This is a genomic window from Quyinboa sediminis (assembly GCF_042219855.1).
GTDB lineage: Bacteria > Bacteroidota > Bacteroidia > Bacteroidales > UBA5342 > JBHJHP01.
Genome location: NZ_JBHJHP010000001.1, coordinates 324733 through 339328, shown reverse-complemented (window position 1 = coordinate 339328; position 14596 = coordinate 324733). Strand labels below are relative to the sequence as shown.

The 14596-nt window shown below is 38.8% G+C and carries 10 protein-coding genes; 5 read left to right on the top strand and 5 right to left on the bottom strand.

Annotation, left to right across the window (positions count from 1 at the left end; genetic code table 11):
- Positions 1–8: 8 nt before the first annotated feature.
- The gene (locus ACE1EF_RS01420) at positions 9–2477 is read right to left on the bottom strand and encodes an alpha-ketoacid dehydrogenase subunit alpha/beta (RefSeq protein ID WP_375718817.1); all 2469 of its coding nucleotides are present in this window, start codon (positions 2475–2477) and stop codon (positions 9–11) included.
- A 73-nt stretch (positions 2478–2550) separates the two neighbouring features.
- The gene (locus ACE1EF_RS01415; RefSeq protein ID WP_375718816.1) at positions 2551–3888 is read right to left on the bottom strand and encodes a dihydrolipoamide acetyltransferase family protein; all 1338 of its coding nucleotides are present in this window, start codon (positions 3886–3888) and stop codon (positions 2551–2553) included.
- Positions 3889–4098: 210 nt separating this feature from the next.
- Here ACE1EF_RS01415 and ACE1EF_RS01410 point away from each other — a divergent pair, with 210 nt between their 5' ends.
- The 4 genes from ACE1EF_RS01410 to csx28 all read left to right on the top strand — a co-directional run bounded on the left by ACE1EF_RS01410 (position 4099) and on the right by csx28 (position 10002).
- A complete protein-coding gene (locus ACE1EF_RS01410) occupies positions 4099–4809 on the top strand; it encodes a GntR family transcriptional regulator (RefSeq protein WP_375718815.1) in 711 nt (236 codons plus the stop codon).
- Positions 4810–6073: 1264 nt separating this feature from the next.
- On the top strand, positions 6074–6316 hold the full coding sequence (locus ACE1EF_RS01405) for a hypothetical protein (RefSeq protein WP_375718814.1): 243 nt from the start codon (positions 6074–6076) through the stop codon (positions 6314–6316).
- A 153-nt stretch (positions 6317–6469) separates the two neighbouring features.
- Positions 6470–9454: a type VI-B CRISPR-associated RNA-guided ribonuclease Cas13b gene (gene cas13b, locus ACE1EF_RS01400; protein ID WP_375718813.1), complete on the top strand. Its 2985-nt coding sequence runs from the start codon at positions 6470–6472 to the stop codon at positions 9452–9454.
- A complete protein-coding gene (gene csx28 / locus ACE1EF_RS01395) occupies positions 9454–10002 on the top strand; it encodes a type VI-B CRISPR accessory protein Csx28 (protein ID WP_375718812.1) in 549 nt (182 codons plus the stop codon). Before cas13b ends, csx28 begins: the two co-directional genes overlap by 1 nt.
- A gap of 16 nt (positions 10003–10018) precedes the next feature.
- Here the strand turns inward: csx28 and ACE1EF_RS01390 are convergent, their stop codons facing one another.
- On the bottom strand, positions 10019–10438 hold the full coding sequence (locus ACE1EF_RS01390) for a hypothetical protein (RefSeq protein WP_375718811.1): 420 nt from the start codon (positions 10436–10438) through the stop codon (positions 10019–10021).
- A gap of 184 nt (positions 10439–10622) precedes the next feature.
- On the opposite strand from ACE1EF_RS01390, the gene trhO reads away from it, so the two are divergent.
- Positions 10623–11657 carry an oxygen-dependent tRNA uridine(34) hydroxylase TrhO gene (gene trhO / locus ACE1EF_RS01385; RefSeq protein ID WP_375718810.1) on the top strand — a complete coding sequence of 345 codons (1035 nt, stop codon included), beginning with the start codon at positions 10623–10625 and terminating at the stop codon, positions 11655–11657.
- A gap of 2 nt (positions 11658–11659) precedes the next feature.
- On the opposite strand, the gene ACE1EF_RS01380 is transcribed toward trhO, so the two are convergent.
- Complete coding sequence (locus ACE1EF_RS01380) at positions 11660–12760, bottom strand: hypothetical protein (RefSeq protein WP_375718809.1); 1101 nt, start codon at positions 12758–12760, stop codon at positions 11660–11662.
- 27 nt (positions 12761–12787) lie between these two features.
- Complete coding sequence (gene argS / locus ACE1EF_RS01375; protein ID WP_375718808.1) at positions 12788–14581, bottom strand: arginine--tRNA ligase; 1794 nt, start codon at positions 14579–14581, stop codon at positions 12788–12790.
- Between the last annotated feature and the right edge of the window lie 15 nt (positions 14582–14596).

The following is a 14596-nucleotide window of genomic DNA, read 5'->3' as shown; positions in this document are numbered from 1 at the left end:
ACTGATGATTAAATTCCCAGTTTGTTTCTTCTGATCTGCTCGGCTTTGGTAAAGTTGCTTTTCACGGTATGTCCTTTCAGCGGAACAATTTTTTCGTGAATGGCATCCAGGTACCAGTCCGGCTGTGGGAAGAAATACTCTTCCAGCTCATAAGCTGGTGTGATCCAGTTACGTGACCCAACCACTACCGGAGGTGCATCGAGGTAATCGAAAGCCAGTTCGGCAATGTTATGCGCAAAATCGTTCAGGAAAGATCCACGGGCAGTCGCATCGCCTGTTACAATCACACGGCCAGTCTTTTTAACGGATTCAATCACCGGTTCATAATTAAACGGCACCAAAGAGCGGGCATCAATCACCTCTGCTTTCATGCCATATTCAGCTTCCAGTTTATCAGCAGCTTCCAGTACACGGTATAAGGTGGCACCAACCGACAAAATGGTAATATCAGAACCTTCACGTTTTACATCCGGTTCACCAAACGGAATTTCATAATACCCTTCAGGAACACCTTCCTTGTGGAACTGTTCACCAATATCGTAAATACGCTGACTTTCGAAGAATACCACAGGATCGGTTCCCTGTAAAGAGGCGTTCATCAATCCTTTGGAATCATACGGTGTAGCAGGGAAAGCCACTTTAAGACCGGGTATATGGGCCACCAGCGATGTCCAGTCCTGTGAATGCTGTGCGCCATATTTGGATCCTACCGAAACACGAATAACAACCGGCATTTTAATGAGGTTACCACTCATGGCCTGCCATTTCGGTAACTGGTTAAATACCTCGTCACCACTACGTCCAAGAAAGTCGCAATACATAATTTCCGGCATCACACGGCCACCACACATGGCATAACCGATGGCAGTTCCAACGATAGATGCTTCAGAAATCGGTGAGTTGAAGAGGCGGTTGTAAGGCAGAGCCTCAGTAAGGCCGCGGTAAACGGCAAATGCACCACCCCAGTCACGGTTTTCTTCACCATAAGCAATCAGGGTCGGATCTTTATAAAAACGGTCGGCAATGGCTTCAAACAAGCCATCACGTAACTGGTATTGTTTCATTTTAGAGAACGGCTTACCATCCTTATCGAAGGCATAGCGCTCTTTGCGTTCAATCTGTTTTACGCGTGGGTTTTCTGCCAACGGATGGTTAACTTCCGGTTCGCGGTCTTCCATTTTATCCACTGACTCGTCAGAGAACATCATATTACCAATCAGTTCCGGATATTTTTCCATGTCCATGCGTGGCGATACTTCATCGTCGATAGACAGTTTCAGCATAGCCTGTAATTCAGATTTTATATCTTCCCAAACAGCATCCAGATCATTCTGTGCAGCTACTTTGGCTTTAATCAGATCTTTTCCGTACGATGCAATACAATCCTGCGATTCCCATGCCTCTACTTCTTCTTTTGAACGGTATGAAGATGCATCCGAAGGTGAATGTCCGCTGTAACGGTAGGTCAGTGTATCGAGTAATACCGGACCTCTTTTCTCATCCAGAATCTCACGTTTGCGACGATAAGCATCAATCACAGCTAAAGGATTGTAACCATCAATACGTTCTGCATGCATCTGGTCGCGGTTTACACCGGCACCGATACGGGCTGCAATGTCATATCCCATGGTTTCACCGCTGGTCTGACCACCCATACCATACTGATTGTTCATGATGTTGATGATGACCGGTAGTCCACCTTTCATATCACCTTCCCACAACTGGGTAAACTGATCCATGGATGCGAATGAAAGGCCTTCCCAAACCGGACCGGTTGCCATAGAGGCGTCACCGATATTGGCAACAACGATCCCTTTTTTACGGTTTACCTTTTTGTATAAAGCAGCACCAACAGCAATATCACCACTACCACCTACGATGGCGTTATTCGGATATACACCAAAGGGTGTAAAGAACGCGTGCATACTACCACCCAAACCTTTGTTAAAACCGGTCTCACGTGCAAAGATCTCAGCCAGTGTACCGTAAATCAAAAAGCGGCGTGCCAGTGCTTTGGTATCACCCGAAAAATCTTTTTTAACAATGTTAAGAATGGCACCATCAAAGAAGTTTTCCATGATCTCCATCAGCTCCTTGTCACTCAGTTGACGAATAGCACTTAAACCTTTGGCTAAAATCTCGCCATGGCTACGGTGTGATCCGAAAATAAAGTCATCCACACCAAGGGTGTAGGCCATACCAACGGCAGCTGCTTCCTGACCGATAGAAAGGTGGGCAGGCCCCGGATGGTTATAAGGGATACCACTGTATTCACCTGTGGTTTTTATCAGGTTCAGCATGGTTTCAAATTCCCTGATCACTACCATATCGTGGTAAATGGACTTTAACTCCTCGTTTGTAAAATTAGCTTTTTCTTCTTCAACAGTCTTGTTATACTGGTTAACGGGAATTGGCTTAAATGTCAGTTCTCCTGATTTCCGGACCGCTTTTGGGTCGATAAACTGTGCTTTAGGCATATCTGTTTGTTTTTATTATTTCGTGACAGTTGTTCAATTCGTAATTCCTAATTCGAAATTCCTAATTGAATTATTATAGTTCAAATTCTAAATTTTCAATCTCAATTGCGATCTGCTTCAGGAAGCGGGTTGCTTCTCCTCCATCCAGTGCACGATGGTCATACGTTAAACTCAGACCGATGTGAGGCACAAATCCGTACATGCCGTCTCCCAGATCTTTCGGACGTGGTAGAATTGTGTTGACACCAAGGATGGCAGACTGTGGCAGATTGATGACCGGAGTAAAGATCTCCACACCATAGTTCCCCAGATTGGAAACGGTAAATGATGCAGCTTCAGAAGCCAGCAACGAAGGATCAATGGCGCCCTTACGACATGCTGCAGCTACAGTGCCCATTTGATTGGAAAGTCCCTTTATGGATAAATCATCCGCATTTTTGATGGCCGGAACCATCAGTCCACGTTCTGTATCAACCGCTAAACCAAGATGAACCTTTTTAAATAAGCGCATCTCTTCACCCAGGAAGTGTGAATTGGCCTGAGGAAATTTCTTCAGTGCTTTAACAACGGCATAGCATACCATATCGTTAAGTGTGATGTTGGTATCATAACCGTCTGCCATAGCAGCTTTTACTTTTTTGCGCAGTTCCAGCATTCTGCGTGCATCCGCACTTAAATGGTGCGTCAGCTGAGCTGAATTCTGCAGCGACGCATGCATCGCTTTGGCAATCAGCTTGCGAATCTGAGTCAATGGCTTTATCTCATAATCTTCACCATATACAATATTCGGTGCCGCAGCCAGATCTTTACTGGTAATGCGTCCCCCCAAACCTGAACCTGCCGATGCGGATAGGCCTTCGCTGCTCATCATCTTTTTCGCCAGTGGTGTAGCTTTTGGTCTTGAACTCATGGCATCTTTCACGTCACGTTCAATGACACGGCCTTCAGGTCCTGTTCCTTCAAGCGATTTCGGATCAAGCCCCTCTTTCTTCGCCAGGTTTTTAGCCCTTGGTGAAACACCGGTAAATTCAGAACTCTCTTTCGGTTGAACCGGAGCTTCAGCCTTCTTTTCTACCGGTGCCGCTTTTTCTTCCTTTTCAGGCACAGCCGCAACCTCAGTTTCCGGTTCCGCTTCGGCACCACCTTCCGGTTTAAACTCAGAGACATCTTCACCTTCAGAACCGATTACACATACATTCAGTAAAACCGGAACTTCGTCGCCGGCTTCATAAAAACGTGCCAGTAAAACACCATCACAGGGTGCTTCTTCCTCAAACGAGGCCTTGTCGGTTTCATACGAAAATAAAACGTCTCCCCTGGATACTGTGTCCCCAACATTTTTGAACCAGTCAGAAATGATGCAGACCTCTACAGATTGCCCCTGTTTGGGCATGATAACAGCTTGTGCCATATGATATTATTTCAATTTTTTATCAACTTATATTTACATGTTAACACACATGTAATCATTCTGAAATCTTTATGAATAAACCATTAACAGAGAATTATTCAAAAATCACCACAAACTTATAACAATAAACTTGTATTTACAAGTTGGCCAAACAATTTTTTTTACATACTTTTGAAAGCTGGATTTTGAATCACACTAAAACAGGCAAAAATGGAACAGAATTTACCGCAATACAGAAGGCTTTATGAAATTCTGAGACGGAACATTATTAACGGAATGTATCCGGAGGGTAGCCTGTTGCCATCAGAAAATGACCTGTGCCGCATACATAATATCACCAGACCCACAGTTCGTCAGGCTTTAACAGCCCTGGTCAGTGACGGATACATTAAGAAGCAGAAAGGAAAGGGAAGTATTGTAAATGCCTTGCCGAAAAATATCGGCATTCTCTCCATACAAAGTACCACCTCGGCTGTTGGTGATCAGAATTTGAAAACAAAAATTATTGTAAAACCGGAAATCCGCCCCTGGCCGGAAGATTTCATTTTTCCTGTTGATGATGATATTAAAGCGTTGGGGTGTATTTATTTTGAACGCCTGCGGTTTTTAAATAATGATCCTATTTTTTATGATATCAGCTATATGCCAAACATCAATATGCCAAGGTTTACGACTTTAAAGCTTGAAGACCGGTCCTTATTTGATGTGCTGCGATCCAACTATCAGGTAGAAATTAAGGGCGGTGAACAAAACCTGAAAGCGATAATTGCTGACAATAACATCAGTAACTTTCTGAAAATAAAACCCGGCAGTCCGGTTTTAAACCTGGAAAGAAAGATTGAAACCAACCGTGTCGGGTATCACTTCTACTCCATCATTTATTGCAACACTTCTAAATACGCCTTAACGGGGATATTTTAAAAAGATACAGGAATCAGAGCTGTCCCCCTTTCAGAAAAGGGGGTGTCCGTTGTATAACGGACGGGGGATTTAAATTCAAGCATGAAGCTAATGGTCATCTAATATACTGATTCTGATTCGGATATTTCTTTCACCCTTATCGGGCTCCAAAAATTTTATGTTATCATTCTATTACCATACTTGCGCACCGCCGGTGCTTTGTCTAAAAGATTTCTACATAAATTTAAGCCTCGTAGAGGCGGTAGTATGGTAGTAACACAATCAAAATGGAAAATGAGGGCCGTAGGTCCCGAAAGAGTTTACATACACTAATCATAAGAAAAAGAATTTGATTTATTTTGCAGAAACCTGTCATCCTTACCGGGCTATTACAATTCTATCTGTTTATTACGTCTGGGATGAGTCATATTTAATAGGTTAGATTCAACGTATGACCTTTTGATGATATAAAATGGATTTTTAAATTCGCTCAATTACTGTAATTTTGAAAACCGTTAGAAGCAATGCCGCAAACGGACGGAGTTGTAGATGCTTAATGCTTAAAAAGTAAAAACAACTGCCTAACAGCGTGTGATAATGAATGCACGTTTTGAATGCCTTATATTTGAAAGGTGAAAACAACACGCTCGCTCGTGCTTCACTTCGCTAAAGTCGTTGTACATGCCTTATATTTAAAAGGTGAAAGCAACTGTATTTCAATGTTACTTCAGTGGGCACTTGTTGTACTTGCCTTATATTTGATAGGTAAAAACAACAAGGCTATCTAAAGCTTCTTGTCCTGTTTTGTTGTAGATGCCTTATATTTAATAGGTAAAACAACTCCAAGACCTCCAAGAGAAATACTCTCCAGGTTATAGATGCCTTATATTTAATAGGTGAAAACAACTATCTTTAAATTTTATTGTTTTGTTCCGAAGTTGTAAGTGCCTTGTATTTGAAAGGTGAAAACAACTAAGGCCATTGTCGTACAATACAAACAAAAGTTGTAGATGCCTTATATCTGAAAGGTGAAAACAACTGGAGCAACAAAAACAACTGGATTAGTAATGTTGTAAGTGCCTTATATTTGAAAGGTGAAAACAACAATGATATGGTATTGAAAACGCTGTATTAAGTTGTAAGTGCCTTATATTTGAAAGGTGAAAACAACTAAATATCAGAACATAATCTGGCATTGCAGGTTGTAGATGCCTTATATTTGATAGGTGAAAACAACTGTATTGAATAGTTTATATTGATCCGGTGTGTTGTAGATGCCTTATTTTTGAAAGGTGAAAACAACACCAAGAGCATATTCTCTTGCAGCAAGTACGTTGTAGATGCCTTATTTTTGAAAGGTGAAAACAACAGGCATGTTCCAATTTCATCCGCACCAATCGTTGTAGATGCCTTATTTTTGAAAGGTGAAAACAACTCTTCAACACCTCTTATTGCTGTACGTGCCGTTGTAGATGCCTTATTTTTGAAAGGTAAAAACAACATAAAACGCTCTGTTGCTTTTCAATAAAGCGACAGAGCGTTTTTTACATTAAAAAAACTGACGCGAAACAACCCGGATTCTACTGCATTGGACCATTTTTGTAATTGAAATATTAGCAGCCTGTTATTTATATACTTAAGGAATATGTGTATTTTTGATATAAACTAAATTATTTGTACCATGACACACCCCGACCAACCCCAAAAAGAGAACATTACATTATTAACACATCCGTTTTATTTTGCCCATTACCTGAATATGGCAAAGCACAGTGTCTATTTGATTTTATCGGATATAAGTCTGGAACTAACAGGTTCAAACGATGCAGTTCTGGAAGAAAATTTAACCGATATAAAAATTCTGAATCAAAAATTCGGAAAAAACAAACCGGATGAACTGGCATACAGAAACCAGCTTTTGGTAAAACATTTCCCTTTTTTAAGGCAGGGGAAGAACATAGAAGATAAAGAATTATATAAAGACCTGCCGGAAAAATTAAAGGCTGCTGTTAAAACACTAACCGATTTAAGGAATTCATGTAGTCACTATCCTTTTTTAGAAGCTTACAGCGCCATTGATTTAAAACCGTATTTTGACCTAGCCATTACTAAAGCGGAAAACAGAATGAGTGGTTTCTTTACGTCAGAGGATTTTTTTATATTAAAAAATGATGAAAAGGGTTGGTACAAACTAAATTCTGATAATGAAAAATTCACACTCAAGGGATTATGTTTTTTTACCTGTTTCTTTTTGGAGAAAAAATATGCATTTCAGTTTCTAGCAGGAATCAAAGGTTTTAAAGACAGCAGGGACCATAAATTCAGGGCAACCCTGGAAACATTTACTGAACATTGCTGCAGGTTACCGTATCCCAAACTCGAAAGTTCAGATTTTAAACTGGATATTTTAAATGAGCTTTCCAGATGTCCACAGGAACTTTTCAGCATTTTAGGAGAAGAAGACCAAAAACTTTTTATTGCAAAGACTGATGAAGCCGGTACTGAACCTGATGAAGGACAACAGCCAATAATGAAAAGGCATGGTGACCGTTTCCCCTACTTTGCGTTGCGGTATTTTGATGAATCTAAACTTTTAAATGATATTCACTTCCATATTCAGATTGGCAGATGGGTAAAAGACGAATATCAAAAAAACATACTTGTTGAAAGGGAAAGAAAAATCTTAAAGGAAATACGGACATTTGGGGAACTTGAAAATTATTCAGCAGAAAAGATCCCTGATTACTGGACACAACATAATATTTCAGTTGATGACTTTGATCCCTTTTATCCGAAATACAGATTGGTTGGTAACAGAATAGGTATTTCAATCGGTAAAAAATATAATAACTGGCCTTTGCCGGGAAAAAATAATCCTAAACCAACAGCAATTCTGAGTACATATGAACTGCCTAATATTTTTCTATACGGGTATCTTTATCGTAAAGGATTTTTAAAAACGTCTCCTGGTGATTTCATTCAGGAGCATCTCAACAAGATAAATACATTTATTGCAGATGTACAATCAGGCAATATTAAACCGGTAGGCGACTTCACTTTGGAAAAGAAAAGAGATCAGGGAGATAACAAGGAACTGCTTAAAAGAAAGAAAATATTAAATGAAATTCTTTTAAAAAAAAGAATTTCATTTAATGATTTACCTGATTCTGTCAGGTATTATCTGCTAGGTTATAAATGGAAAAGTAACCGGAAACAAACCAAGGAATTCCTTAAAAAGATGCTTAAAGAATCAAACAGGTTAATTGACCGGGCAGAAAAGATTAAGATTGGTGATATGGCTCAGCAACTTGCCAGAGATATCGTGTTTATGTCCCCTCCCTACGATCATAAAGATAAAAGTGGCGAAATGCATAAGTTAAAGCTGAATGATCAGGAGTATGATTTTTTACAAAAAAGTATTGCATATTTCAGATCGAACAAATTTAATATTGATGAATTTTTCAAATCGCATAAGCTTTTTATTTCAAGCAAAAAACATCCATTCCTTTATAAAATAAATGTACTTAAATGTCAGGTCACTTCTGATTTTTTTATAAAGTACTACAGACAAAAAATAAAATGGCTGAATGAAGAACTTGAACAATTTAAAAACAGAAGGTTTAATGTCGATGATTTTCTGGATGATTATGCCTACATGATTCAACTCGACAAAAAGACACATGAAAAGAACTATGAGGATGGCACACCTTTCCTTCCCAGGGGATTTTTTAACCCGCCAGTTATAAAGGCTTTGCAGAATCAGGGCTATGATCTTAAATCATCGGATAATGTTTCGTTTGCCATAAAGAGGATGTTAAATGAACTCTCTCAAACTTTTTATGATAAACCCAGATTTTACGCTGACAAAATTAAATTACAACCACAGGAAATAGTCAGTAATTTAAAAGCAAAACAAAAAACAATTGATGAAGAATCTGATGAAGCAAAGCAACTACATTATCAAATTAAAGACATTTATAAATCTGAGAAATCCATTCTCCATCAGCAATTCACTGACAGGGTGCTTTGGATTATGGTAAAAGAATTATTGCCTGAAGGTATTGCCATAAATGATGGTGATTTATCAAAAGTTGGATTTGACATAAAAGAAAACAATGTCCTTGATATAATGTATCCAATGTCAGAAACACTTTTTAATGAGTATATAGTTACTGATATGTTACCAATAAAACGTTATGGTGAGTTCAGAAGATTTTTAAAAGACAGGCGTTTGGAAAACCTTCTGAAGTATTTTGATAATCATGTACCTATTGAACGTGACCGGCTTGTTAAAGAGTTAGAAGCATATGATTTGGGTAGAAAACAGATCTTCGAAAAGATTTATCTTTTTGAGAAGACAGTTTATTCGAAATTTTCATCAGAACTTGAACCTACAATGCATGAAGGTCATGAATATGTTAAACATTGGGAATACCTTAATTTCATCAAAAACAAGTTCAAAATTGAAATTCCAGGAGAAGAATTGATTGGAGATGGTTTGACTGAATGGCGTAAAAGATTTATGCATAATCAAATCGTGTTTAATGAAAAAATAAAAAATCTCATTGATTTGGATAGTGATATTTTAATCACGAACCAAATTCTTAACTTAGTTGGAAATATTTATGATAAAATGATGGAAACCGTACAAAATACAATTAACTAATGAATACAGAATGTTTACTTAAATGGCTTGATGTGATTCTTGATCCCATTGTAATTATACTAGTGGCTATAACAGGATACATCATAGGTCATAAAATTTGGAGAAAACAAAAACTAACCGAATTAAAGTTTTTAGAGAAGCAGCAAAAATACAGAGATTCTTTAAAGGCTTATAAAGCTGTTTGGGCTTTAATCATATACTTCTCAGAAAATGATAATGCCCGGAACATTCTGGAAAGAGGCGAAACTGATAGTGAAGGAAATAAGATTATGTATTTTAAAAGAAAAAATGCGGAATATTTTTTTAAACAGGTTACAAAAATATTTTACACAAAAGGATATGGCATTTTTCTAAGCAGTGAGATAAAAAGCAACCTTTTCAAACTAAGAGGTCATTTTATAGGATTATATCATAATGCACAGAAAGAAGATTCTGACCAAATGAAAATTAAAAATAAAGAATTGCTGAAAGATATTGTCAAAATAAGGGAAGATTTAATCAAATCCTTAAGAGAATTAGTAACAAATACTGAAAATATTGTGGATTAATCTTTATCACTACTCTTCACTCTCGCTTTTTCTCTTTTTCATCGGGTAAACCCCGAACCGTAAACACAATCCACAAAATCAGGAATATTAAAGCCATTCCAATCAATCCGGATGCCAGCAAATTTTTAGTACTGATCTCAACATAGTGATGGAGAATCACCATTCCCAACCAGAAAATCAACGATGTAAAATAGGAAATGGCAGCTACTTTATGCGCTATTTTCCTTGCCATTTCATCCTCAGGCGTATATCCGTCTTTTATGCCTTTAATCCTGCCGTAACTCAACACAATGCCGGAAATGAAAAACGCAACCAACACAACAATAAAAACAATTTCCATTATCTCTGAATCTGATTCCTTTGTCTGGAACAGAATTATGCCTGATAAGACCAAAACCCACGTCAGGACAAACAGAGGAAGAAACAGCTTTTTCATACTTGTACATTTAAAAAACCGGGTAATAAAGTTATGAATATTCAGGTTCAGTAACAATATTCTGTATTATTCACCGGGTGAATAATAACGATATTTAAATAATCACCCGGTGAATATCTATGCTATTATTTTAATTTGTTCTAAATAAATTAATCAATTATTTTTGCAGACAAATTTTCTGATTATGGATCCGTACGGAGGCAAATTAAAACTCATCAATAAACTCGGGCGTGAACAGTTGCTTAAACGTCTGAACAGCGAAACATTCAAACGTACAACCATTTCGTTTTACCGTTATGTTATTCTGGAAGATCCCATGGAGATGCGTAACCTCCTGTTTAAAACATGGAATGAACTTGGTTGTCTGGGTCGTATATATGTAGCAAAAGAAGGGATCAATGCACAGATGAATATACCGGAACATAATTTTGAAGCCTTTAAGTCACACCTCTACACCATCCCGGAATTCAGGGATGTTCCTTTTAAGTTTGCGATTGAAGATGATGGCAAATCGTTTATTAAATTATCGGTCAAAGTCAGACGACAAATCGTAGCTGATGGTCTGAAACCGGAAGATTATGACGTGACCAACGTTGGAAAACACCTGACTGCTGAAGAGTGGAACCGGAAGATTGAAGAAGGTGCTTTGGTCGTGGATATGCGCAATTACTACGAGAGTGAAATCGGTCATTTTCAGGGTGCAAAGTTACCACAGGCTGAAACGTTCCGTGATGAGTTACCGGAAGTGCTGAGCATGCTGAAAGGTAATGAGGACAAACCTGTACTTCTTTACTGTACCGGTGGTGTACGGTGTGAAAAGACCAGTGCCTACCTGAAACATCACGGATTTAAACATGTCAATCAATTGTATGGTGGTGTCATTGAATACACCCGACAGGTGAATCACAACAACCTGGAGAACAAATTCAAAGGCAAAAACTTTGTATTCGACAAGCGACTTGGAGAACGGATTTCAGATGAGATCATCGCGCATTGCCATCAGTGTGGCAAACCCTGCGATACCCATACCAATTGTAAAAATTCACATTGTAACCTTCTGTTTATTCAATGCGAGGAATGCAAAACCAAACACGACGGATGTTGCTCGGATCGCTGTGAGACCATTTATCACACACCGGAAGAGAAAAAGAAAGACGTTATGAAAGAACTGGGTTTTGTCAAATCACCGCGCTATTACCGTCACGACTGTTCGTTATAGGTTCAGGTAAATACCACGTCGCCATCACCATCCTGAAACGTTAATCCGGCATTTTCATTATCCGTAAATGAAGCATATATATTCATACTAAACAGACGGTGCTTTATAAAAGGAGATTTCAAAGATTTAAGTTTTTCTGCCAATTCCGAATCCAGAACCGTTAATGTTTTGATTTTGTGTTCAGCACAATAATTCATCAGAAACTCTGCCATGGCATCCGGAGCCACACTCCCAAATCGGTATAAAAATTTCAAATTGCCCTTTTGACGGGAAAGAATTAATCTGGTTTCTTCTCCTGATACCTTGTGAACCAATGTGACGAAAAGGTATTCAAAAGAATCAAGACAGGATGTAAACGGATAATTGATTCTATCTGATTTATCCGTTGATACCCATGGATAATTAAAAATCCACTTAAATTCCTTCACCGCTCTTTTTAAGGGTGAAATGGTATCCATACAGTTATTGAGAAATGATATAGTTGGTGAAGAATCCTGATAAACCGAATAAGCACTCAGGTCATATTTGGAAAACAATCGTGCTTTTATTTTTGCATAGGACGTAATAAATGGATCAATAAGAAATGAAAAAGCATGGACAAGCTTATATTCTTCTCTTCCGCTGGTGAATGTTTTTACATCAATATTACCGTAAAAACGAGCTCCGGTTCTTTGACTTAATAACTTAAACTGACCCGTTTTATTGAATAATCTGTGAGCGGCATCAGCATAATTGGTATACATCAGCCGGCCTTCCCAATCTTCATACATTTCCCGAAGCAGCAGATCAGAATATCCATTTCTTCTTTCATCCGGATCCACCCAGTTTCCGCTGCACCAGCCAAAGTTGTAAAGCTTTTTTCCCAGAACCATCTGATCCGCAAAAACGGTCCTAAATGCAATGAGTCGCTTTTCAGAAATTAAAAGATATAAAGAAATATGATCTTTAACGGACCTGGGATTATGAATATAAGATTGTACACGTTGCGGTGAAATTGGCTTAACGTTCAGATCGATATAAAATTCTCCTGAGACAAATTCAGCCAACTCTGAAACATGATACTTTTGAATATGAAGTTTATCAGAAACCTTTTTTTCAATCATAAGCCTTCATGTTTCATTATACGCCGTTTACATTCGTTCAGGTACTTCAATTCCAAGCAGACTTAACGCCGTTTCAACCGTTTCGCCTGTTGTTTTTGAAATCAGTAGGCGAAGCTGCTTTTTCTTTTCATCGTCTTCACCCAGAATGGTACAGTCGTGATAAAACTGGTTGTATTCTTTAACCAGCTCATACGCATAATTGGCAATTAACGCAGGACTGTAATTATCTCCGGCACTTTTCACCACCTGTGGAAAATTGGATAAGCGCTTGATTACGATGCTCTCTTTTTCATTCATTTCAATATCCGGATCTGCTTTACCGGTAACTGTAATTCCGGTATCTGCTGCTTTACGTAATACAGACTGAATCCTGGCATAGGTATATTGTATGAACGGGCCTGTATTCCCATTAAAATCAATGGATTCCTTTGGATTAAAGGTCATGTTTTTGCGCGGATCAACTTTTAAAATAAAGTATTTCAGAGCTCCCAATGCAACAATTCGAAAAATGTTTGCTGCTTCCTCATCAGAAAAACCTTCCAGTTTTCCCAGTTCGAGAGAAACTTCCCTGGCTGTATTGGTCATATCCTTAATCAGATCATCCGCATCAACCACTGTACCTTCACGGGATTTCATTTTTCCTTCAGGCAGTTCCACCATGCCGTAAGAGAAATGAACCAAATCCTTACCCCATTCAAAACCCAGCTTGTCCAACAAAATAGATAAGACCTGGAAATGGTAATTCTGTTCATTACCTACCACGTAAATCATCTTGTCGATGTCGAAGTCCTCATAGCGCAGTTTTGCCGTTCCGATATCCTGGGTCATATAGACTGAGGTGCCATCGCTTCTCAGAAGTATTTTTTCATCCAGTCCGTCTTTCGTAAGATCTGCCCATACGGAGCCGTCATCCCGGCGGTAAAATACACCTTTTTCAAGGCCTTCCAATACTTTCTCTTTGCCTTCAAGGTAGGTATCCGACTCGTAGTAAATTTTATCAAAAGCCACACCCAGCGCCTTATAGGTTTCATCAAAACCGGCATAAACCCAACTGTTCATGGTTTCCCAAAGCGTATATACTTCGTCGTCTTTTGCTTCCCACTTCCGCAGCATCTCACGGGCTTCAGACATCAACACCGAAGCTTTCTCCGCTTCTTCTTTTGTCTTGCCCTGAGCCTGCAGCTCTGCCAGTTCCTTTTTATATTCCTGATCGAACTTCACATAGTATTTACCAATCAGATGGTCGCCTTTCATACCCGTTGATTCCGGTGTTTCACCTTCACCCCATTTTTGCCAGGCCAGCATGGATTTACAAATGTGAATACCCCTGTCGTTAACAATATTGGTTTTAACCACTTTATTACCATTGGCTTCCATGACTTTAGCCAATGAAAATCCCAACAGATTATTGCGGATATGTCCCAGGTGAAGCGGCTTATTGGTATTTGGCGATGAATATTCAATCATCACCAGCGGAGAATCTTCATTTACTGCTTTAAGACCATAGTTCTCAGTAGCTGCAATGGTATTCAATTGTTCAATCAGCTTTTCTTCCCCAAGCAACAGGTTCAAAAAACCATTCACCACATTGAAATCTGAAATAAAACCTTGTTCTTTAAGGTAAGACCCTATTTCTTCTGCAGTATCCTGTGGTTTCTTTTTTGATGCTTTTAAATAGGGAAAAACAACCAGTGTTAAATCACCTTCAAAATCTTTCCGGGTCTGCTGAAATTGAACGGATTCAACCTCCTGTTCCAACTGATATAATGTTGCCAGTGCTTCTGTTACAGCTTTCTTTAACTGAACCTGAACGTTCTCCATCTTTTTACTCTGATC

What these genes read in the sequence shown, in the direction of transcription:
- ACE1EF_RS01390 (WP_375718811.1), bottom strand. Translation starts at nt 10,438, where the DNA reads ATGAAAAAGCTGTTTCTTCCTCTGTTTGTCCTGACGTGGGTTTTGGTC.
- trhO (WP_375718810.1), top strand. Translation starts at nt 10,623, where the DNA reads ATGGATCCGTACGGAGGCAAATTAAAACTCATCAATAAACTCGGGCGT.
- ACE1EF_RS01420 (WP_375718817.1), bottom strand. Translation starts at nt 2,477, where the DNA reads ATGCCTAAAGCACAGTTTATCGACCCAAAAGCGGTCCGGAAATCAGGA.
- argS (WP_375718808.1), bottom strand. Translation starts at nt 14,581, where the DNA reads ATGGAGAACGTTCAGGTTCAGTTAAAGAAAGCTGTAACAGAAGCACTG.
- csx28 (WP_375718812.1), top strand. Translation starts at nt 9,454, where the DNA reads ATGAATACAGAATGTTTACTTAAATGGCTTGATGTGATTCTTGATCCC.
- ACE1EF_RS01415 (WP_375718816.1), bottom strand. Translation starts at nt 3,888, where the DNA reads ATGGCACAAGCTGTTATCATGCCCAAACAGGGGCAATCTGTAGAGGTC.
- cas13b (WP_375718813.1), top strand. Translation starts at nt 6,470, where the DNA reads ATGACACACCCCGACCAACCCCAAAAAGAGAACATTACATTATTAACA.
- ACE1EF_RS01410 (WP_375718815.1), top strand. Translation starts at nt 4,099, where the DNA reads ATGGAACAGAATTTACCGCAATACAGAAGGCTTTATGAAATTCTGAGA.
- ACE1EF_RS01380 (WP_375718809.1), bottom strand. Translation starts at nt 12,760, where the DNA reads ATGATTGAAAAAAAGGTTTCTGATAAACTTCATATTCAAAAGTATCAT.